This is a genomic window from Mycobacterium sp. BMJ-28 (assembly GCF_054404835.1).
In genome coordinates, this window is sequence record NZ_CM136783.1 from 2048472 (window position 1) to 2070521 (window position 22050).

The 22050-nt window shown below is 63.2% G+C and carries 17 protein-coding genes; 8 read left to right on the forward strand and 9 right to left on the reverse strand.

All coding sequences use genetic code 11. The features are described from left to right. Positions 1–190 precede the first annotated feature (190 nt). Positions 191–1057, reverse strand: a complete 867-nt coding sequence (locus tag ACXPWS_RS10135; protein ID WP_458712310.1) for a fumarylacetoacetate hydrolase family protein — start codon at positions 1055–1057, stop codon at positions 191–193. Positions 1058–1423: 366 nt separating this feature from the next. Between ACXPWS_RS10135 and ACXPWS_RS10140 the strand changes: the two genes are divergently transcribed. Then, positions 1424–1621 (forward strand): ferredoxin, encoded by a 198-nt coding sequence (locus ACXPWS_RS10140; RefSeq protein WP_458712311.1) that lies wholly within the window; start codon positions 1424–1426, stop codon positions 1619–1621. A 63-nt stretch (positions 1622–1684) separates the two neighbouring features. After that, positions 1685–2902 (forward strand): cytochrome P450, encoded by a 1218-nt coding sequence (locus ACXPWS_RS10145; RefSeq protein ID WP_458712312.1) that lies wholly within the window; start codon positions 1685–1687, stop codon positions 2900–2902. Positions 2903–3259: 357 nt separating this feature from the next. On the opposite strand, the gene ACXPWS_RS10150 is transcribed toward ACXPWS_RS10145, so the two are convergent. Then, positions 3260–3934: a GntR family transcriptional regulator gene (locus tag ACXPWS_RS10150; protein WP_458712313.1), complete on the reverse strand. Its 675-nt coding sequence runs from the start codon at positions 3932–3934 to the stop codon at positions 3260–3262. Positions 3935–3998: 64 nt separating this feature from the next. On the opposite strand from ACXPWS_RS10150, the gene ACXPWS_RS10155 reads away from it, so the two are divergent. From ACXPWS_RS10155 to ACXPWS_RS10175, 5 genes are all read left to right on the forward strand, one after another. Next, positions 3999–5291: an aminotransferase family protein gene (locus ACXPWS_RS10155; protein ID WP_458712314.1), complete on the forward strand. Its 1293-nt coding sequence runs from the start codon at positions 3999–4001 to the stop codon at positions 5289–5291. A 30-nt stretch (positions 5292–5321) separates the two neighbouring features. Then, positions 5322–6074 (forward strand): HAD-IA family hydrolase, encoded by a 753-nt coding sequence (locus ACXPWS_RS10160; protein ID WP_458712315.1) that lies wholly within the window; start codon positions 5322–5324, stop codon positions 6072–6074. Positions 6075–6131: 57 nt separating this feature from the next. After that, entirely contained in the window at positions 6132–7634 is a 1503-nt protein-coding gene (locus ACXPWS_RS10165; RefSeq protein WP_458712316.1) for an NAD-dependent succinate-semialdehyde dehydrogenase, read from the forward strand. Between the two features lie 97 nt (positions 7635–7731). After that, positions 7732–9546: an amino acid permease gene (locus ACXPWS_RS10170; RefSeq protein ID WP_458712317.1), complete on the forward strand. Its 1815-nt coding sequence runs from the start codon at positions 7732–7734 to the stop codon at positions 9544–9546. Further along, positions 9543–10433: a universal stress protein gene (locus tag ACXPWS_RS10175; protein WP_458712318.1), complete on the forward strand. Its 891-nt coding sequence runs from the start codon at positions 9543–9545 to the stop codon at positions 10431–10433. Before ACXPWS_RS10170 ends, ACXPWS_RS10175 begins: the two co-directional genes overlap by 4 nt. A gap of 6 nt (positions 10434–10439) precedes the next feature. Here the strand turns inward: ACXPWS_RS10175 and ACXPWS_RS10180 are convergent, their stop codons facing one another. Then, on the reverse strand, positions 10440–11342 hold the full coding sequence (locus tag ACXPWS_RS10180; protein WP_458712319.1) for an EamA family transporter: 903 nt from the start codon (positions 11340–11342) through the stop codon (positions 10440–10442). 140 nt (positions 11343–11482) lie between these two features. On the opposite strand from ACXPWS_RS10180, the gene ACXPWS_RS10185 reads away from it, so the two are divergent. Beyond that, positions 11483–14380, forward strand: coding sequence for an FAD-binding and (Fe-S)-binding domain-containing protein (locus ACXPWS_RS10185; RefSeq protein WP_458712320.1), 2898 nt, complete (start codon positions 11483–11485; stop codon positions 14378–14380). A gap of 118 nt (positions 14381–14498) precedes the next feature. Here ACXPWS_RS10185 and ACXPWS_RS10190 read toward each other — a convergent pair whose 3' ends face one another. The 6 genes from ACXPWS_RS10190 to ACXPWS_RS10215 form a co-directional block, all read right to left on the reverse strand. Further along, positions 14499–14948: a type II toxin-antitoxin system Rv0910 family toxin gene (locus ACXPWS_RS10190; protein WP_458712321.1), complete on the reverse strand. Its 450-nt coding sequence runs from the start codon at positions 14946–14948 to the stop codon at positions 14499–14501. Between the two features lie 180 nt (positions 14949–15128). After that, the gene (locus ACXPWS_RS10195; protein WP_458712322.1) at positions 15129–16325 is read right to left on the reverse strand and encodes an acyl-CoA dehydrogenase family protein; all 1197 of its coding nucleotides are present in this window, start codon (positions 16323–16325) and stop codon (positions 15129–15131) included. Positions 16326–16378: 53 nt separating this feature from the next. After that, a complete protein-coding gene (locus ACXPWS_RS10200) occupies positions 16379–17059 on the reverse strand; it encodes a VOC family protein (protein ID WP_458712323.1) in 681 nt (226 codons plus the stop codon). Then, entirely contained in the window at positions 17056–18033 is a 978-nt protein-coding gene (locus ACXPWS_RS10205; RefSeq protein WP_458712324.1) for a fumarylacetoacetate hydrolase family protein, read from the reverse strand. Before ACXPWS_RS10205 ends, ACXPWS_RS10200 begins: the two co-directional genes overlap by 4 nt. A 111-nt stretch (positions 18034–18144) precedes the next feature. Then, positions 18145–19455: a PucR family transcriptional regulator gene (locus ACXPWS_RS10210; RefSeq protein WP_458712325.1), complete on the reverse strand. Its 1311-nt coding sequence runs from the start codon at positions 19453–19455 to the stop codon at positions 18145–18147. A gap of 100 nt (positions 19456–19555) precedes the next feature. Further along, the gene (locus ACXPWS_RS10215; protein ID WP_458712326.1) at positions 19556–21886 is read right to left on the reverse strand and encodes a transketolase-like TK C-terminal-containing protein; all 2331 of its coding nucleotides are present in this window, start codon (positions 21884–21886) and stop codon (positions 19556–19558) included. Positions 21887–22050: the final 164 nt, after the last annotated feature.

Here is a 22050-nt window from a genome sequence, read left to right on the forward strand (position 1 = left end):
CCGCCAGACTTGGGGAGGCTGATCGCGTAGCGCTGGGGCGATATGACGTCTATCAGATTCGTTGCAGTGCAGGCAGTTCGGTGGCGTTCCTTGGGCAGTCTGGCGTTCGACAGAAGGTGAAGGCCACATGTGCTGTCGTCTCTTCTGCCGATGCTCGTGTCTTGCCGAGGGGTGTGGCGAGCGTGCGGTCTCAATGGGGTGAGCCTGCGCCGGCGGCGATGGGATTGCGAAGTTCACCGATGCCTTCGATGCGACTCGTCAGTATTTGGCCGGGTGTTAGGAATCGCGGAGGCGCCATCGTGGCTCCGATTCCGCCGGGTGTTCCGGTGAAGATCAGATCCCCCGGCAGTAACGGCAGTACCGAAGAAAGTCGCGCGATGAGTTCAGGGACGGAGAAGATCATCTCGGCGGTTCCCGATTGCTGGACCACTTCGTCGTCGACGCTGCAGCTCATCTTGAGGTTTGTTCGATCCTCCAGTTCGTCAGGTGTGACCACCCATGGGCCGACCGGCCCGTAACCGGGCCGCGACTTGGAGAGGTTGAACTGCTGAGGTGCGGGTCCGCGGAACTGGAGTCGACGATCCGACAAGTCCTGGCCGATGGCGACGCCCGCGACATGGCTCCATGCCTGTTCAGTCGGAACGTATGCGGCGTGTTGGCCGATGACAACCACCAGCTCGACCTCCCAATCCATCAGCGCTCCCGGCGCCGCGACGATGGAGGCGTAGGGGCCAGTCAGGCAGCTGGCGAACTTCGTGAACACCATGGGTTCGGTGGGCGCGACCAAGTTTGACTCCGCGACGTGGTCACGGTAGTTCAAACCGATCGCGAAAATTTGCGCAGGACGCGGGACCGGTGTGCACAGATGTTTGACGTCGAAGGGCAGGGAGGGGCGCCGACTATGAGCACTTGAGGAGGCCCACGCCAGGAAATCGCTCCAATTCCGATAAACCAACTGTGGATCCGACGAGAATTGGCCACCGCTGGCTCGCTCGACGTCTACTGCCGAGTCACCTATGACGATGACGAGGCGACCGTCGAGGTTGGCGATACGCATCACGGCTCCTAGGTGAGGCTGCGCGGGGCCGGACCGGCAGAAGCCGACGGCGACTGTCGTCCGTTTTGATGACAACCTATGCCGCGGTTGACAGACAGTCAATGACATAGGATCGACTTTGCTCGTGGAGGCCCGAAAGGTGTGAAATATCGTGCGCTCTGTTGCTTGGGTGAGGATGTAGGCGCTTGGCGGATGCGCTAATGGCGATGGGGGGTGGCTTGGATCGTGGCGTCGCCGCAGGGGTGGGCGACGGCTGCGGAAGGCTCCCCCTCGCGTAGACCCAGTGTCATTGACAGTAAGTCAATAGTAGAGTTACATTGCAAATGTGATCTACGTCAACTCATCGTTTGCACCTGGAGCTGGCTTGTGAAGGTGTCGGTTGTTCGTGATCGATGCCAGGGAAACGGGCAGTGCGAGGCCGTCGCCCCATCGCTTTTTCATCTCGACGAAGACGACATCGCTGTGTTCTCTCACGAGGGGCAGTCGTTGCCGGCGGAACTGGAAGACGACGCCACAAGTGCGATCGAAGCCTGTCCGGTGAGGGCGTTGATCGCCGATGAATAGATCCGCTCACTCGGCCGTTGACCGGCCATCTCACCCGACACACGTTCTTGACGAGGACCAGAAATGACGCACAGTGTGGACATCGGCGCGGCGTATGCCACCGGCCCCTACGAGTTCTACGCAGGATTGCGGGAACACGCACCGGTTTTCTACTACGAGCCAATCGGGGCCTGGGTGATCACCAAGTATGCCGACGTGGTCTGGGCGCTGAAGCACCCCGCGGTGTTCAGCCATGAGAGTTTTTGGGATGAACCCGTATCCAGGCACGACAGGTCAAATCGGCATCAGGCGCACATCGTCGACACCTTCTCCAACATCATGATGTACAAGGACGGTGAGGCGCATGCAAAAATGCGGCAGCTTCACGGCCGCACCTTCGCGCCCCCTCAGGTGAGGTCGAGACGGGCGCAGGTTGAGCAGATATGTCGGTCGCTGCTGACCGCTGGTCGAGGCAAAGGTTCTTTCGACTTTGTCCACGATTTCGCCGCCCCGCTGCCGAGCATGGTGGTGGCGGACTACCTGGGGATTCCTGCAGCGGATCGAGAATGGATGCTCGGGCTGGCAGACCGGTTCTCGGTGATCTTCGAACCTGCACTCGAAGGCCAGGCCCGCAGCGACATGTTGCATGACGTGATTCCCTTCGCCGATTGTCTGGACCGCCTAATCCACGAGCGACGCGCAGAACCTCAGGACGACCTCATTTCTCGACTGGTAGCGGTTCCCGAGGAGAACGGCGGGATGTCGCACGAAGAGGTGCTAGGAAATCTGATGCACCTCGTTGTCGCCGGCAACGAGACGACGACGAACCTGCTCGAGCACATGATCGTGCATCTGACACGTTTGCCGGAGCTGCGGGCGCAGATGGCCGACAATCCGGACCTGATCACGGCATTCGTGGAGGAGACGCTGCGGTTTGAGGCGCCGATCCAGATCATCGGGCGCAAGACGAAAGAAGAGGTCACTATCGGAGGGCAGACGATCCCGGCAGGCGTCGTCGTCGCGCTCGGTATCGGGTCGGCGAATCGAGATCAGGAACGGTTCCCTCACCCCGACGTGTTCGATCCACATCGCCTCGACAAAGCGCACCTTTCGTTCGCTGTTGGTCCACACTTCTGCATCGGAGCACCCCTTGCGCGACTGGAAGCTGTTGTTGCGCTGGAGATGCTGACCGGTGAATTCAACGATCTAGTGCTCGATCCAGGCGTTGTACCGGAGTGGAAGACCGATCTGATTCTGCGCGGGTTCACCCGGCTGGGGGTTCATTACGCTCCATCGGCGTGAGGTGGAGTGCTCAACTTGCTCGGTCAGTCAGTCGGACCGAGACGCCGAGTGTCTGATGCTGCCGGTTTTGGCTAGCTATCCCGCTGGCTTCCAAGGCTGGCGGTCTGGGTAACGCCGGAACCCGGGTTTGGGTGCCACCACGCACCAGTGATTGCGGTGAATGCAGGGGCCGCCCGTCGATAAATACGTTGGCGCACAACAGTTTTCGCAAACACATAGACGCCACTGCGAACCGAACCGAGGCACCCTCAAACGCGGCTGGTCATCTTCGTGATCCTGAGCGAAAAGCCGGCTGCGGCGCGACATTCCTCGTGACCTTCAGTAGCCGGGTAAATCGTGCAGCTGCTGGACTGCCGGTCAACGCTCCCGTTCGGTGATGATTTCTTTGAGCCGCTGGGCGTTGGTTTCGATGTGAGCGCGGACTTCGCGCACAGCGCGATCGGGGTCGCCGGAGCTGATAGCGGCCAGGATGACCTCGTGTTCGGCCAGCACCTCTGCAGGGTTTTCGAATTCGCGATCTTCGACCGAGAGCACCATGAGATAAAACCGGAGCTCCCGGGTGAGTTCGAGGTAGAATTTGTCGAGCCGTGAGCTACCCATGAGAGCCACGATCGCCGCATGGAATGCGAGGTCCTGCTCGACTATGAGGCGCGCGTCGTGCGACTCGGCAGCATCAGTGAGCGCGGCGAATGCTTTGCCGATGGCCGTCAGTTGTGCCTCGGTGGGTACACGCGCAACCGCGGCGGTCTCTAGCCGCTCGCGGGCCGTGTAGAGCGCCTCGAGATTCTCGGCGGTGGGGGAGATAACCACCGCGCCACGATTGACCTCGTAGCGGACGAGTCCACTGAGTTCCAGGATGCGCACCGCTTCACGCACAGTGTTGCGCGCCACGCCCAATTCAGCGGCGATCCCGCTTTCTCGAAGCCGATCCCCCGGGGTGAACGCACCGGCCAGGATCCGTTCCGAGAGGCCATCGGCCACCTGCTGAGCGGTGGTAGACCGTCGCAGCACCATCCCGTCGAGTACTGACATGACGCCAGCATAGCTGTCACTTGCCCGTTGCGCATTACAGTTCAACTGTACTACAGTTCTACACATGGAACGGCTCGCGGACGTAGAGACAGGGATCGAAACCACCGGTAATGCACTGTGGAACCCTCAAGCCCACATGCCCACCGCACGTGTCAAACGGCTGATCATCACGAGCGGCGACGGTGCCTGGCTGACCACCTCGGCGGGACAGCGACTCCTCGACGCCACCGCCAGCCTGTGGCACGCCAACATCGGTCACGGCAGGGAGCGCATCGCTCGCGCCGCCTACGATCAGATGCGCAGGCTGGAGACGTACCACACGTTCGGGCGGTTCGCGAACGAGCCTGCGCTGCGGTTGGCTGATCGGCTAGCCGCCCTCGGGCCGATTCCCGACGCCAAGGTGATACTTACCAGCGGTGGTTCGGACTCGGTGGACCTGTCCTGCAAGCTTGCGCGCCGACACTGGCAGCTTGAAGGCCGCGGTCACAAGAAGATCATTCTGAGCCGCACTGGCTCCTACCATGGGCTTCATGCCTTCGGCACTAGCATCGCCGGTCTGTCATACAACCGAGACGGCTACGGCACTGAGTCCCTGGTCCCCGAGACCTCTCGTATCTCGACCAACGACATCGACGAGGTCGCCGCGCAACTTGAGCAGGTCGGTCCGGAGAACGTAGCGGCAATCATCGCCGAGCCGGTCATCGGCACCGGCGGCGTGGTCGGTCCCATCGACGGCTACCTAGAAGGGCTGGCGGCACTGGCCCGCGCGCACGACATCCTGCTGATCGCCGACGAAGTCATCACCGGGTTCGGCCGAACCGGAGAGATGTTCGGCTGCCAACGCTATGGACTTACTCCCGATCTGGTGACGATGGCCAAGGGCATCACCTCGGGGTACGCACCCTTAGGTGGCGTTTTGGTGGCGCCGCGCGTTGCTGATCGGTTCTTCGCGGGCGGCGCCGGAGGAGATGCGCCCATCTTCCGGCACGGTCTCACCTATTCAGGCCATGCGACGGCGTGCGTCATCGCCGAGGAGAACCTCGACATCATTGAGGAAGAAGGGCTCGTCGAACGCGCCGCCTACCTCGAGGCGGTGCTGGACAAGGCTGTCGAACCGCTGCGCACGCACGACCTGGTCGCCGATGTACGTTCCGGCGCGGCCTTCATGGCAGGCGTGCAGTTGCGCGACGGCGTGGTCGGCGACGTCGTTGCCGAAGCGTGCACCGACGGTGGGGTCCTGATCCGCACGATCCACAACAACACCTTGCAGATATGCCCACCATTCATCACGACCGAAGACGAGGTGGCACTAATCGTCCACGTACTTACCGAGGCCCTCGACGCCTACTCCGATTGACCTCCATCCCTACGCCGAAAGGAACACCCCATGTCCTCCACGAACCTCGACCTGACCACTTTCCAAGCGCTGAGCTTCGATTGCTACGGCACGCTGATCGACTGGGAAGCCGGCATCGCCGCCGTGCTGACGCCATGGGCGCGCGAAAACGGACTCGACCTCACCGAGGAAGACCTACTGCTCGCCTACGCCGACAATGAGGCTGCCGTTGAGCGTGAAATCCCGACCGCGCTCTATCCCGACGTCCTCGCCACCGCCTTCCGGCGCACCGGGGACGCCCTTGGCTGTCCCGTGAGCGATGAGTGGGCACAGCGCTTGGGCACCTCGGTCCCCGCCTGGCCGGCATTCCCCGACTCCGCAGACGCTCTGGCCCGGCTGGCCAGTCATTACCAGCTGATCATCCTGTCCAACGTGCACCGCGAGGGCTTCGCCGGCAGCAATCGCCACCTGCGCGGCGACTTCGCCGCCATCATCACCGCCGAGGACGTCGGGGCCTACAAGCCTGCCAACAATCATTTCCGTGCTCTGGACACCACGTTGAGCAAACTGGGCGTCGAGCGCATCGGGTTGCTGCACGTCGCGCAGAGTCTGTTTCACGATCACGTCCCCGCGAAGCGCGAGGGACTGCCCTCGGTGTGGATCAATCGCCGACACGACCGACCCGGGTGGGGCGCCACCCCGCAGCCGGCCGAGGAATGGACCTACAACCTCGAATACACCTCGATGGCCGACTTCGCAGACGCCGTCGACAAGGCCCACCGCAGCGTCAACGCCGACGGCTGAACTCCACCCCAAAATGCTCGCACTGCGCCCCCGACCGCTCGACAGGAAGAGACCGTCATGACCCGCATCGCCATGCCGTCACCAGTGGGTATCGACACCGCCGTACGCCGCGCCAGCGCGGCCGACCGCGCCCCGCGGCACATGTTCCTCGGCGGACAGTGGACTAGTTCCCGCGGCGGCACCTTCGAGGTCGTCAACCCCGCAACCGAAGACGTGATCGCCGAAGTCGCCGACGCCACGGTCGAGGATGCGCAACGGGCACTGGAGATTGCGGCCACCACACAGCCATCGTGGGCGATGACCGCACCCCGGGTGCGTTCGGAAATCCTGTACCGCACCTACCAGCTGATGGTGCAACGGACCGCGGAGTTGGCCGAGTTGATGACTCTGGAAATGGGCAAACCCCTGGCCGAGGCGCGCGGCGAAGTCGCCTACGCCGCCGATCTCATCCGTTGGTTCGCTGAGGAAGCCGTGCGCATCGACGGTGGATATGCCCATCGACCCGACGGCGCAGCACGTAACCTGCAGCTCAAACAACCTGTGGGCCCCTGTCTGCTGATCGTGCCGTGGAACTTCCCGCTCGCCATGGGGGCACGCAAGGTCGGGCCCGCCATCGCGTCAGGCTGCACCTGCATCCTCAAGCCGGCTCCGCAGACACCGTTGTCCTCGCTCGTACTCGCCGAGCTGTTCGCTGAGGCAGGTCTACCTGAGGGTGTGTTGACCGTCCTGCCCACCACCCACGCCGGCCAGGTCGTCGCACCCATGATGGGCAGCGGTGTGATCCGCAAAGTGTCCTTCACCGGCTCCACTGCCGTCGGCAAGCTCCTGCTGGGTCAGGCTGCCCGCCACGTCGTACGGACGTCGATGGAACTCGGTGGCAACGCCCCCTTCGTGGTACTCGCCGATGCCGATCTGGCGCTCGCTGTCGACGCCGCGCTGGCGGCGAAGATGCGCAACATGGGGGAGGCGTGCACCGCGGCCAACCGATTCCTGGTGCACTCCTCGGTCGCCCACGAGTTCGCCGAGCGATTGGGTGCGCGGATGGCCGCATTGACCGTCGGCAACGGCCTCGACGACGGAGTTGACGTCGGGCCACTGATCGACGCACCGGCCCGCGACAAGGTCCAGCACCTGATGGACGATGCGCGACGACGGGGAGCGACCCTAGTGGCGGGCGGATGCCGCCCGGACCGGCGCGGCTATTTCATCGAACCCACCGTCCTGACCGACGTGAGCCCCGACAGCGAGCTCAACAGAAACGAGATCTTCGGCCCGCTGGCCGCCATCCAGACCTTCACCGACCTCGACGACGCGATCGCGCGCGCCAACGACACCGAATGGGGGCTGGTCGGGTACCTGATCACCCGCGACCTCGACACAGCGCTCAACGTCAGCGAGCAGCTCGAGGTCGGGATGGTCGGACTCAACACTGGCGTCGTGTCCACACCATCGGCGCCGTTCGGGGGCATCAAGCAATCCGGGTTGGGCCGCGAAGGCGGTCGCCTGGGCATCGAGGAATACCTCGAAACCAAATACATCTCGGTGCCGGTCCGCCGCTAACGTCGCTCGCCGGACCGGCGTACGGGCGACTTCACCCTTTGACCGGAGAGCATCACCTCGACCCTTATCGCGATCGCTTCACACCTTGGAGAAACCCATGAGCGACACCCCGAGCCTGCACAGAGCACTGAGCCAACGGCAGTTGACGATGATCGCCGTGGGCGGGGTCATCGGCGCCGGGCTATTCGTCGGCTCCGGCGTCGTCATCGCCGACACCGGTCCCGGGGCGTTCATCACCTACGCCCTCGCCGGCATCTTGATGATCATGATCATGCGGATGCTCGCCGAAATGGCGGTAGCCAACCCGTCGACAGGATCATTCGCTGACTATGCGCGCGAGGCCATGGGCAATTGGGCCGGGTTCTCCGTGGGATGGCTTTACTGGTACTTCTGGGTCATCGTCGTCGGCTTCGAAGCCATCGCGGGCGCCAAGATAATTCAGTACTGGGTCGACGTTCCGTTGTGGCTGTCGTCGTTGATCCTGATGAGTCTCATGACCGCGACGAATCTGTTCTCCGTCTCCTCCTTTGGTGAGTTCGAATTCTGGTTCGCCGGCGTTAAGGTCGCGGCGATTGCAGTGTTCATCGTGTTGGGTGGGCTGTACGTTCTGGGCGTCTGGCCGCACAGGTCAATGGACTTCTCCAACCTGTGGAGCCACGGCGGCTTCTTCCCGCACGGCGCGACAGCGGTGACTGTCGGCGTGGTCACCGTCATCTTCTCCATGGTCGGAGCCGAAATTGCCACGATCGCTGCCGCCGAGTCGTCAGACCCGAAACGAGCAGTGGCCAGGGCCGCCAACTCGGTCATCCTGCGGATCGCGGTGTTCTTCGTCGGCTCGGCATTCCTGCTGGTGACGATCCTGCCCTGGAATGACGAGCGGATCGGTGCCTCACCGTTCGTCGCTGCGTTCACAGAGATGGGCATACCCTACGCCGACCACGTCATGAACGCCGTCGTGCTGACGGCCGTGCTGAGCTGCCTGAACTCGGGGATGTACACCGCCTCGCGCATGCTGTTCGTGCTCGCCGCACGCCGCGAGGCCCCGGCCCGTCTGGTCACTGTCACTCGCCGGGGTGTTCCTGCTGCAGCGATCATGACGTCCTCGATCGTCGGTTTCCTGTCCGTGATCGCCGCCGCCGTCTCACCCGACACTATTTTTGCGTTCCTGCTGAACTCCAGTGGAGCGATCATCCTGTTCGTCTATCTGATGATCGCGATCTCGCAGATCGTGCTCCGACACCGACGCAACGGTGTCGACCTGAAGGCCAAGATGTGGCTGTTTCCGGTGCTGTCCTTGGCCACCGTCGGCGGAATCGTCGCGATCCTGGTGCAAATGGGTCTGCAGGACAAAGTCCGGTCACAGCTGCTGCTGAGTCTGGTGTCGTGGGCGGTCGTTATCATGGTGTACTTCGCCAACCGGTGGCACCTCAACAAGAGCCCGGTCAGTGAACGATCGGCGGTCATGGACCGGCCACACCGCGTGCTCATCCTCGCCGACCGCACCGTATCTGCACGCGAACTGTTCGTCGGTCTGCGTGGCGTCGACGTCGGCCCCGCGGCTGCCTACCATGTGGTTCATCCCGTCGACACCGGCGCCGACGCCACCCGCGGCCGCCTGCACCTCGACGAGGTGACCGACACGGTCGCCGAGGGCGAACTGGCCGAAATCTTGAACATATTTCGCCACAAGAACCTCGAAGCCACCGGTGAGGTCGGCGACCCTCGGCCGCTGCGCGCACTGGCCCGCGCAACCGTCGCTTTCCATCCGGATCAGATCGTGCTCATCACGGTGGCACCGGAAGCCTCCGTGTGGCATAGATTCGATGTGGTTGATCGTGCCCGCGAAGAGCACGGCATACCGGTGACCCACATCGTGGCAGCCTCGATGGCGACCGACGGCACCGTGAGATGAGCAGCATCATCGCGGGATTTAGTTCGAGCCGGCAGGGTAGAGCCCCTCTGTACCTGGCCGCGCAGATCGCCCGTAGCACTGGCGCCAGGATCATCGCCACTGCGATCGTGGAGCGGTCATCGCCGCACAGGGCCGACCCCATCGACGATGAGTACTTCCGCTACATCACGGCTAAAGCTGCGGATTCCCTCGAGCAGGTGGTCGCCGATCAACCCGGCGATCTCGACATCACCATCGCGGTTCACCAATCCACTTCGATTCCATCGGGTTTGACTGAACTGGCGGCCGAGCACAGCGCGCAGCTCGTCGTCCTCGGTTCGTCTACTTCTGGGCTGCTCGGACGAGTGGATCTCGGCGCAGTTACTGATCGGCTCGTGCACACCGCGTCGGTCCCCGTGGCCATTGCGCCTCGGGGATACCCGCAGCAAGCGATTCCGATCACCCGCCTCACTGCCGCTTTCGGTGGTGCTGCCGAATCGGTCGGACTGATCGCCGCCAGCGCAGAACTGTGCTCGACATGGTCAGCGCACCTTCGCATCGCCTCGTTCACGGTGCGGCCCCTGACGATGTACGGCAGCGCGCTCCAGTGTTCGGCCGAGGACCTCGTCGTCGAACAATGGTCACGCAGGACGAGCGACGATATCGTCAGCCAACTCAGCACTATCCGCGACCATATCGACGTTCCCGACGTCGATATCGTCGTCGGCTCCGGCCATGAGTGGCGCGAAGCAGTCGACAACATCTCCTGGCGAGCCGGTGATGTGCTCGTGCTGGGGTCAGGGGCGGCAGGGCAGAGCGCGCAGGTTTTTCTGGGCTCAGCTGCCTCGAAAATCCTGAGGCACGCTCCCGTCCCAGTGATGATCGTGCCCAGGCACGCCTCGTCCTGAGATCAGTCAGCCACTTAGCCGACCGACGGGAACCGCTCCCGCCGTGCCCGCGGCGCGCGCAGAACGCGCAATGATCGGAATGCACCCGATGAGCAGCGCCGTGCCCAGCCACTGCAGAGGCGTTTGGTGTTCACCAAGGAAGACCACCGCGAGCAGCAGCGCCCCGGCCGGCTCTAGGACACTAATCGTGACCGCGGCGGGCGCGCCGATGACCTGTACGCCCCGGGAGAACAACCAATAGGCTACCCCCGCAGTCACGACACCCAGGTACAGGACCGCACTTGCTTCTCCGAGGCCTACGTGCCACGAGCTGGCCAACGCGAATCCTCCAGTGGGGAGCATGATCGCCGAAGCGATCGCGAACATCCACGCCAGGCTGGCCGACGTTGGCCAACGGGGTTCGATTGATTCGATGGCCAACGCCTGCGCGCTGAAGCAGGCGGCGGCCGACACCGAGCAAGCGATCCCTGTTGCCGAGAGCGTGCCCATACCGGCGCCCAGAACGAGCAAGGCCAATCCAGCGCATGCCAGCGCGGTGGCAAGAACCCACGCCGCGGACAGTCGGCGCGACGTCACCCATGTCCACACACCGGTGAGGATCGGGGCCACACCGATACTGATGACGGTGCTGACCGCTACGCCCGCCTGCGCGACAGCCGAGAAATAGGCGTACTGAAAACCGGCCAAACCAACACCGCCGGTAAGCAGTGCCCGCCAGTGATCCCGCAAAAGCCCCTTCGCGGTGATCCCACCCCACGCCAAGAGACCCAGCGTCACCGCCGCGACTGCCGAACGCGCCAACGCCGTCGCCTCGCTGCCCATCCTCGACCACGCGCTGACGACTGGGCCCAACGTTCCCCACAGCAGCGCTCCAGATGCGGCGCACAGGGTGGCGCTGACTCGGTTCACGGTTCGACCTCGACTCGAAAATAGCAGCGGATGAGTTCAACTGTAGTACAGTTGAACTGTACTACTAGTGCCGCGCCGGTGGGTGCGTCAGCCGGTGAGCCACGGCCCACGCGGCGCAGCCGGCTAGAAGCGAGGACATCGTGACCCCCACCACTGCCCAGCAGGTCCTGCACGAGCTGCAGGCGTGCACAGTTGAAATAGACGTGACACCAAGACGATTGGCTGAGTACAGCTTTGACGCATCGAACTACCGCGTTGCGCCCATTGCAGTGGCATTTCCCCGGTCGGTGGCCGAAGTCAGTGAGGTCATGGCGGCCTGCAACGTCGCCGGCATCGCTGTCACTGCGCGCGGCGGGGGAACATCCATGGCTGGTAACGCCATAGGGCGCGGCCTGGTCCTGGACTTTTCGCGCTACATGCGCGCGATCGTCGCGGTCGATCCTCTGCAGCGCACGGCGGTCGTCGAACCAGGGGTGATCCTGTCCGACCTCGCCCACACTGTCGAGACGCGCACTGCCGGCACGCTCACCTTCGCTCCCGATCCTTCGAGCAAGTCCCGCGCCACCATCGGTGGATCGATCGCGAACGACGCGTGCGGCAATCACTCTGTGCGCCACGGACGCACATCTGACCACGTCGTTTCCCTCGATCTGGTGCTAGCTGACGGGGCCCGTGTAACCGCGACGCGATCCGGAATCTGCGCGACCGACCCCGCTGATGTTGCTGCGGCGAACCGGGCCGCGATGATCGAGGAACAACTTCGCACCCTCGCCAGCGACCACATGGCGGAGTTCCGCGTCGAACTGGGCCGAATCCCACGACAGGTGTCAGGCTTCCACCTTGCGAACCTGCTCCCGGAGAAGGGGTTTAACGTCGCCCGGGCTCTCGTCGGGAGCGAAGGCACCTGCGCGATGGTGGTCGGCGCCACCGTCAAACTCGTCGAAGTCTCTCCCGCGGCGCTGCTGGTCATCCTCGGATACCGCGACGTCGTCGACGCCGCCCGCGACATCGAGACCATCTTGGCCTTCACACCCGCGGCAGTGGAAGGTATCGATGAACAGATCGTGGCCACCATGCGCCGGCGCCGCGGTCCTGAATCGGTCACCGACCTTCCTGTGGGCCATGCATGGCTCTACGTGGACCTCGACGGGGACGACATCACTGCGGTGACCGACCGCGCCCAGCAATTGATGCGCGAACTGCGCTCCAAAGGGAGGGTTCTCGACGGCCGCGAGGTTCGCGATCCGCTTGATCGCGCCACTTTATGGCGGATACGCGAGGACGGCGCGGGGCTGTCGGCACGGCTACCACAACCCGATGGGGAAGGCGCACTCACCTCCTGGCCGGGATGGGAGGATTCGGCCGTCGCGCCCGAGCGGCTGGCCGACTACCTCGCGGACTTCCGTGAGCTGCTCGACGAGTACGACTTGATCGGCGTGATGTATGGACACTTCGGCGCCGGGTGCATGCACATTCGCATCACGTTCGACCAACGCACCAAAGAAGGACGCGACATCATGGAGCGGTTTCTATACTCGGCGGCGCGGTTGGTGGTTCGGCACGGGGGAACATTGTCCGGCGAGCACGGCGACGGGCGGGCTCGCTCGACTCTGCTCTCAGAAATGTATTCACCGGCAATCATCAGATCATTCGCCCGATTCAAGCAAATCTTCGATCCGGGCGGGATCCTCAATCCCGAGATCATCGTTGCGGCACCCGCGGTGACGGCAGATCTCGCCCTCGCTGAGGTGCCGGTTCGGCAGTGGCGTACCACCTTCAGGCTTGACGAGACCGAGGTCGACGGGCAAGGCGCCTACGCGCTAGCTGTCCAGCGGTGCATCGGGGTGGGCCGATGCCGTTCCCACACCAGTGGCGTGATGTGCCCCAGCTATCGGGCAACCGGGGACGAGAAGGATTCGACGCGCGGCCGTGCGCGGGTTCTGCAAGACATGGTGCGCGGAGCCCACTCAGTCGAGCAGGGTTGGGCATCCGAAGAGGTACGCGAAGCACTGGATCTATGCCTGTCGTGTAAAGCATGCTCCACTGATTGCCCCACCGGAGTGGACATGGCGACCTACAAGGCGGAATTCTTCGACCACTACTATTCCGGCCGGCTGCGCCCGATGGCGCACTACTCCCTCGGTTGGCTTCCGCGATGGCTCAAACTCACCTCGCGGGCAGCGCCAATCATCAACGCCGCGTTGGCAACACCGCTTCGGCCGGCCGTTCTCACCATGGGTGGTCTCACCACTGCGCGACCGCTTCCGCCCTTCGCCTCGCGACGGCGGCTCACGCAGCTGCTCGGTGATAGCTGCCTCGAGGGAGACATCGTTTTGTTCGTCGATTCCTTCACCCAGGGGTTCCGCCCCGAGGTGGCTGCCGCAGCCCGCCGCGTCATCGAAGATGGCGACCACACCGTGCAGACCCGCACCGACCTGTGCTGTGGTCTGACCTGGATTTCGACCGGTCAATTGTCGCAGGCCCGCAAGCAACTCACGCGCACCGCGAATGCGCTCGACGATGGAACCGACCGCCCCATCGTGGCGGTAGAACCCAGTTGCGCGGCGGCATTGCGTAAGGATCTCCCTGAACTCGTGCACACCGATGCCGCGCAGCGCGTGGCCACGCGCATCCGCAGCTTCGCCGAGCACGTCACCGTGCAAACGACCCAGGGTTGGTCACCGCGCTTTCGTCCACCCGCGGAGGTGACGGTGCAAACCCATTGTCATGAGTACGCGGTCTTCGGCGCCGATACCCAACGGCGCGCCTTGCATGCGGCTGGGGTTGCGACGATCCACGAGGCCACCGGATGTTGCGGCGTGGCAGGAAATTTCGGGTTCGAGCGTAGCCACTACGCAACCAGTATGGCGGTCGCCGAGCAAGCTCTGGCCCCAGCCTTGCGTGCCTTTCCCCAGGCGCCCGTCCTTGCCGACGGCTTCAGCTGCCACATGCAGGTGCGGCAACTCACTGACTCCGAGGACCAGGCGGCCTCGGTTCATCTGGCTCAGATCCTCGACCCTGCGGGGACCCGACGCTAAGGGGGCGCCGACACCCACGATGGTCCCCCGCTTGCCATTCTCATTCTGGAGCGCCACCGGTGCGCAAGCAGCCCAGCTTCTTGTGCGCCAGATCTTCCATATTCCGGCGAGCACTTAGCTATTCGGCGGGACTGGCCGTCAGCAGCTGAGCCAGCTTGTCCAGTGACGCTTCCAGTTCGGACCCGAGAGTTTTCTCAATGCGTTTGCCCATGGGGCCGAACAGCAGGGCGCCGGAAACATGGACTTGCAGGGCAGCGCGGGACGTAACGGCATCGACGGGGTCCACAGACATGGTCAGCGAAACCCTCATCCCGCCGGTACCCGTACCGGACAGGCCGACTCGACGTGGCGGGTCGAACTCGTCGGCGGTGAAGGTGACAGTGTTCGGAATGTGCATGATGTTGACCACTTCGGTAACGCGCGCACCCAAAGCCAGCTCGGTGGGTACCTGTCCCTCCCAACGCTCATGCAGCGTATTCCAATGCGCGAACAGGCGCGGGTCCGCGATCACTGCCCACGTTCGTTCTTGTGGGGCGTGGATCAGCTTGTGGGTTTCGATGGCAGCCATCGTGCTGTCTCCTCCATGCGTTAGTGGTGTTTTTGGTGGTGCGCGCCACCCGGATCGGCCTGCCCGACAACGACGGGACCGAGGAGTCGGCCAAGGTTCGATCAACCATGTCTCGGCGAGAAGGACTCCTCGGGCGGGCATGTCGGGGTACCGATCGCGGTTGAGTGGACTCATTTCGAGTCACAGGATCGTGGTGATGTGATCCTCAATGCCCAGGAGCGCTTTGCCGTATGTCTCCATCGAAACATGGGGGAGTGTGACGGCATGTCGAGCCGCAACGTTCGAGTCGCGCCAAATGCGTTGCAGAACATTGACTTCAGCGAAGCTTCCTGATCCGTTGGCGTCGAGCAGAATGTTGAGCGCTTCGTTGATGCTGCGCAGTGCGATCGCTGAATCGGCACGAATGCGGGCCCGCGCGACGATATCGGGATAAACGCCCTGTTCGGCGTAACGTTGCACGTCGTCGGCAGCGCGGTAGGCGTGCAGATGAGCGGTGTCGACCTTGACGGCGGCTTCGGCGATGAGTAACTGAAACGCCACCGAGTCCGCTTGGCGTTCGAAGATGGAGTACGCCAGCGGCTTTCCTGCCGCCTTCTTGGTGACGAGCTTGAGCGCTGCTCGGCCCAAACCGAGTTGGGGTCCGACCAGCACCATGACCAACATAGGTCCGATTGCCGACCGGTAGAACGCCGAGTCGGGGTGTTCAGAGAGGTAGGTACCCATCATGATCGGAAGCATCGAAACCAGCCGGTGTTCGGGGACGAAGACGTCTTCGGCGATGACGGTATTGCTGCCGGACGCGCGCATTCCGGAGACATACCAGGTGTCCTCAACGAGAAAGTCGCCTCGTGGGATGGAGACCATAGCCTGGTCCATGACGTTGTCGTTCTCGTCGAGAACGTAGACACCGCCGCCTGCCCAGTCGGCGTGCAAGCTGGCCGAGGAGTACGGCCAGGTACCACTGACCCGGTATCCGCCGTCGACCTTGCGTGCAGTTCCGTTTGGTGCGACCACCCCTCCCACGATCGCGTCGGGGCCGTCGGACCAAATGTCGTCCGCGACCTGGCCGCCGTTCATACCAGCCGCCCAGGCGTTGACGTTGGATAACGTCACTACCCAGGATGCGCCGCCGTCGGCCTCGGCGATCTCCGCTGAGACATCGAGCATGGTGCGCAGATTGGACTCCAGTCCGCCATAGCGTTTCGGGGTGGCAATTCGGAATGCGCCGGCATCGATGAGCGCATTGATGGTCTCTTGTGAAACCCGTCGGGCGATCTCGGATTCCGCGGCGTTTGCCTTGATGATCGGCGCGACCTCGCGCAGCCGGTCGATGACGTCTTCGGGGGTTGTGCTTAACGTGCGTTCCGCAGAACTCATGAACGGGGTCCTTCGATGTGGTGTGTGATGTCCGGTCGGTCGAGTGGGAGACATCAGAGTGTTTTCCATGTGATGGCGTTCTTGTTGGCCCGCGGTTTGGTGCCTGGACGAGTGCCGGCACCGCGTTGGACAAGGTCGGCGGTATCGACCCCGGCGCGGAGCTTTTGCAGGAGATAGTCGGGGTCGATATTGACTCCGATGGGATTGTCGGCGAATTCGTCACCGCTGATGTAGGCGGCGGTCTGCTGGGCGGTGGGAAAGTTCTCGGACTGGAATTCCAGCCGGATACCGTCGGGGTCCTCGTAGTACAGGCTGGTGGTGGGGCCGTGATTGATCGACCAGACGGGAGCTATACCGGCGTTCTTCAGGCGCTCGTAGGTCAGCAGCAGCCGTTTCAGAGAGATGAAAGTGAACGCAAGGTGGTCGATGCCATAGACCTTGCGTCGCAGCCGGGCGAATGGAAAGAGGTAGCGAATCGGTGCGGGGACTTTGATCAGAGCCAGTCGGTGGCTTTCCTGGTCCCATGTGAGAAAGGCGATCTGAGCATCCTCGTGCACGACTTTTGCGCCGAATACCGTTTCATACCAGGCGATCATGTCCTTGCTTCGAGCGGTTTTGACTACCCAGTGCGCGATAAGGTCGGGAACAAGTCGATCAGGGAGCTGACTTTGTTCCGGTGTCGTCGACGCGGCTGTGGGTGTGGTTGGCAGTGACGGACTGGGTGTGGTGTTCATCGACGGTGCTCGTTCTGTGTGGATGGTGCGGCGATGGTGGTCCGCTGAGTACCGAGATCGATGGAGCCCGACGCGTTGCGTATCGAAGCGCTGATCACGTCTCCGGGACGGAGGTAGGGTTTGCGCTTGTTCTGTCTGATGAACGCCGTCCACAGCTTGTCCTCGGGCAGTAACGCGGTGGCCAGCCTGCGAATCAGGGCTGGCGGGGAGGTGGCCACACACCCGTGGGGGGTGCCGGTGAGTAGCACGTCGCCGGGGCTCAGATTGCAGAATTCGGTCAGTTCGGTCAGCGTTTCGGCTGGTCGGTAGAGCATGTTGGCGGTGGTGTCGCTCTGACGGGGCGCGCCATTGACGTCCAGTCGTAGGGTCAGGTCGTTGAGCAAGTTGAATTCGTCAGGTTCTAGGACGGCGAGCACGGGCCCGATCGGGCAGAAGCCGCGATAGCTCTTGCCTTTTAGGAACTGTCCCTCGGGGAGTTGCACGTCGCGGGCGGACAAGTCGTTGGCGATGGTGATGCCGAAGACGAATTCATGGAGGTTGTCGTCAGTGATCGACGTCGGCGCGCTGACCGTCTGACGCATGACGAGCGCAAGTTCGATCTCGTGGTCAAGCAGTGCGACATGCGTTGGGCGCGTCACTGTCGCGTGGGGACCAGTGATGGCGGCGTCGGTCTTGTCGAAGAATAGGTTGAAGGCGCGCGCGTCGGGATTCATGCCGGATTCGATGGCATGCTGGCGGTAGTTGGCTCCCTGGCAAATCACTCGGCACGGTGTAGTGACCGGGGAGAGTGGCTCGACGCTATTGAGAGTGAGCTCACCCGTCTGGCGCGCTGCCGCTCTCCAGTCGTGTTCGCCGCCTTCAATTAGGTCCGCGGTGCGCTCGTAGTGGCCGTCCAGGGGCGCGATTGTGTTGTCGTGCAGTACGCCCCACGCGATGCTGGCGGCGTACTGATACCGGACAATGTGGACGACCACGGGATCTCTCCGATCTGCATGCCATGGGATTGGCGCGGACCTTCAGTCAAGTGCGTACCCGCCGGTCCGGGCCTGTATCCAGGTCCAGAAAATCCGGTCGCAAACTGTGCTTCAATCCAACTTGTTGGGACCGTCGCCAAGGACGGCAACGCCGAGTTCATCGGCGAGGGTCAGTGCCGCATGGAGCTGCAGCCGGCGTTCGGCCACGGACCGTCCGCGTAGCTGCTCGGCGCGCTGCACCCTATATGCGACGGTGTTGCGGGCGATATGGAGGGCGGTTGCGGTGCGAGCTAGGCTGCGATCTCGGTCAAGGTAACACTTGAGGGTGTGCCGGACAGTAGCTGCAGATTCGCCAGGTCCGGCCAGGGCGCCGAGCTCACGGACAACGAACTCGTGGGCTGCAGGCAGGTCTGCGCTGAGCATCGCGACGAGGTCGAAGGCTTCGTAACAGAATAGCCATTCATCGCGCATCGATAGGGCGCCCACCCGCGCGGCGTGTGCCGCCTGTTGATGGGTACGCCGAAAGCCGTCGACACCGGCAGCGGCCAGTCCGGCCGAGACTCGCACTCCTGCAGTCAACGGAGATGTCGCTGCATTGGGCAGCGCCGGGGCATGAACTGTGCTTGACCCCCATGCCCAAACTCTGTGGGCGCCCACAGGCACGACTATCTGCGAGACGCATCCCGCAGCGGTCAGGACGTGGGTGGCGGCGGACTGCAGCTGCGCCGGATCGGCCGGTGCGGACCCGCCGGTCCAGCCGATCACAGCGAGGTGCCAGCGGCTCAAGTCGTATCCCAGCACACGGGTCGCTCGCTCCGCTGACACTCCGGTCCCATGCAAGATGTCCTCGATGACCTCCATCCGCAAAGCTGTGGAGCTGGCCAACCATGCTTCACGCGCACGAGCGTACTCACCAGCCATATGTTCGGTCACGATGTCGACGATGCCGAACAAAACGTCGCTGATGCGGCGCATTTCGGTGAAGCGTTGTGATTCGGGAAGCACTCGTTGTGCGGCGTCGAGCATAACCTCGGCGGCTGCGGCGTGGGCGAGGTGAATGCTGCGCAGCATGTGTTCAATGCCAATGCCGCGCGCCACTACCTCCATCGGGCCCGCGAGTACCTCAGGCATGACAGCAAATGTCACGTCCGTTCCGATTGCGAGCGCCGACAAGGCGCCCAGTGCCACGGCCTCGCATCCCCGGCGTACCTCGGTGGCGATCACGTCGACTGCCAGCTCCGGGATCTCCGAGGTGATGCGCTCGGCCATGACTGCGCCGAGTTCCACGGCCCAGCCCGCCGGTCCGGGCCCCAGTAGCTCTGCGAGTTCGTACGCCCGGGCAGGCAGCGTCGACGCAGTGGGAAAAGACTGCGCCACAGTGGGTGTGAGTTCGGCAAGCCACGGACGCGTCGATTCGGCCACCTCACCTCCTCTTGTCCTGGCGGATCCATCTTTTGGCGACATGGTGCCAGACCCGCGCCGTCGATATCAGCGTCCGGTGGCCTGTGTGGCAGGTCACCGGCTACGTGGTTAGGTCGAGTGCGGCGCGCACGATGCTGTTGGTGTCGATGCCGTGGTGCCGGTAGACGGCCTCAAGCGTACCGACCTGTCCAAACGTGCTGACGCCGAGTGACTTCGAACGGACCCGGTTGATCGAGGAGAGGAACGCCAGGGTGTGGGGGTGGCCGTCGATCACGGTGACCATGGGGGCTGCGCGTTCGGCAGGGAAGACCTGTTCGATGATCCACGACGATGCCGTGCTGAGTCCGCTGCGGGCTTGGAGTGCCTCAAAGAGTAGACCGGGACTGCTTACGCAGATGACGTCCGCGGGGATCCCCTGTTGGGCAAGGCGATCGGCAGCGGCGAGGGCTTCGGTAATCATCGCGCCCATGGCGACAATCGTGGTGGCTGGCCGCGGGTGTGACCGCAACGGGTAGGCGCCGGCGATGACCAGTCGTCGCCGGCGTTCGCGGGCGGCGGGATCTGGCGGGATGCTCGCTAGGGTCTGGTCTACTGGTCTCGTTGACAGTCGCAGGTATGCGGACTTCCCGTCGGGTCTGCCCAGTTGGGACAAACAGTGCAGCAGCGTCCATTCCACTTCGGTCGCGAAGGCGGGTTCATAGCTAACGCACCCTGGCTGCTCGAGTCCGATCGAGGGAGTTTTGATGGACTGATGTGCGCCACCTTCGGCCGCTAAGGTGATTCCTGAGGGCGTTCCGACCAGGATCGACTGCCCGCCGGCGTAGATGCCATAGGACCAAGGTTCCAGTGCGCGTTCGACGAATGGGTCGTAGAGCACGCCGATGGGGAACAGCGGTTGGCCCCATCGACTCCATGTGGCGCCGAGTTCGCCGATCAATCCGACCAGGTTCGTTTCGGCAATACCCAGTTCCATGTGCTGGCCGGTCGGTTTTTCGCGCCAGTGCATGATCGTTTCGGGGTCGTCGCCGAACCAGTTGCGTCGTTCTGATGGTGACCACACCCCGACTTTGTTGAGCCACCCTGCCAAGTTGGTGCTGGAACTGACGTCGGGGCTGACCGTCACGATGCGCTCCGCGACATGCGGTGCATCGCGGGTGAGGTCGAGCAGGGTGCGACCGAGTGCTGCCTGTGTGGTGGTGACGGCTTGTGGGTTGCGGCCGATCTCGGTGGGAACCGTTGGCGGTGACAGGAAGGGGTGCTCCGGACGTGTGAGCCGCTCGGCGGCCTCTGTGCACAAGCGTCCGGACGGGGTGGCCGGATCGAAGCGGCTCCACGGCTGGTTGGGGTCCTTGCCCAGCGTGGTGGCGAGTTGGTCGAACTGCTCGGTGGTCAGTAGGGCTGAATGGTTCTGGGGGTGGCCCTGGGTCGGCAGGCGCCAGCCCTTGATGGTGTAGGCGATGATGACGGTTGGACGCGTGTCGTCGATGTCGGTGAAGGCTTTCCGCAAGGCTGACAGGTCATGTCCTCCCAAATTGGCGACGGCCCGCAGTAGCGTCTCGTCGCCAAGTCCGTCAATCAGTGCCCGGATTGCTGCAGCCTCTGGCCCGGATCCTGGAAGCCGTGAACGCAACTGATCGGCGCTGCAGCGAAGCAGCCGTTGATACTCCGGGTTGGCCATCTCGATGATTCGGCGCTGCAGTTGCTCGCCGCCAGGCTGGCGGAACAAAGCTGTCAGAAGGGCACCGAACTTGACGTCGATGACCTGCCACCCGGCGGCGGAGAACATCGTCGCCAATCTGCCCGTCGCGATGTGGGGGACCACACGGTCCAGCGATTGTCGGTTCATATCGACGATCCACACGACTTCGCCGAGGTCGTGCACGGCGGGATCCAGAATGGCCTCCCAAACCGCGCCTTCATCGAGTTCGGCATCACCGACCAACGAGTATTGCCGGCCCGTGCCAGTGGATGTCAACGTGGTATCGACGTAGCGGCGCGCAACGGCTCCCCAGATCGGGGCTGTAGCACCAATACCGACCGATCCTGTGGAGTAGTCGACGGGATCGGGGTCCTTGGAACGGCTGGGATAGCTTTGTAGTCCGCCGTATTCGCGCAGTGTCGTCAAGTACGTTTCGTCCAGTGAACCTAGTAGATAATTGATGGCGTGAAGGACTGGTGAAGCATGGGGTTTGACCGACACCCGGTCCCCGTTGGTGAGCTGCTCGAAGTACAGGGCCGTCATAATCGAAACGATCGAGGCGCACGACGCCTGATGGCCACCCACCTTCATGCCGCTAGGGTTCGGCCGAATGTTGTTGGCGTGATGCACGATCGCGGTCGACAGCCAGAGGACGTGTTCAGCGATCTGCTCCAACGGGTCCGCGGTGTGCAGTTCTGACCAGGAGCTTTCAAAGTGTCCAGTGGTCGTCATAACGGCTCCTCAAAGTCAGCGAGTTCGGCCTGTTGCTCGCCAATAGGTGCGCTAGCGGGAAATCTGGCGAGCGCTAGTTATGCACGCTGCACTTTGAGTGCAACATGAGGTATCGATATGTGCAACCATGCCTCTAACTGGTGTGCAAAATGCATAGCGGAAGG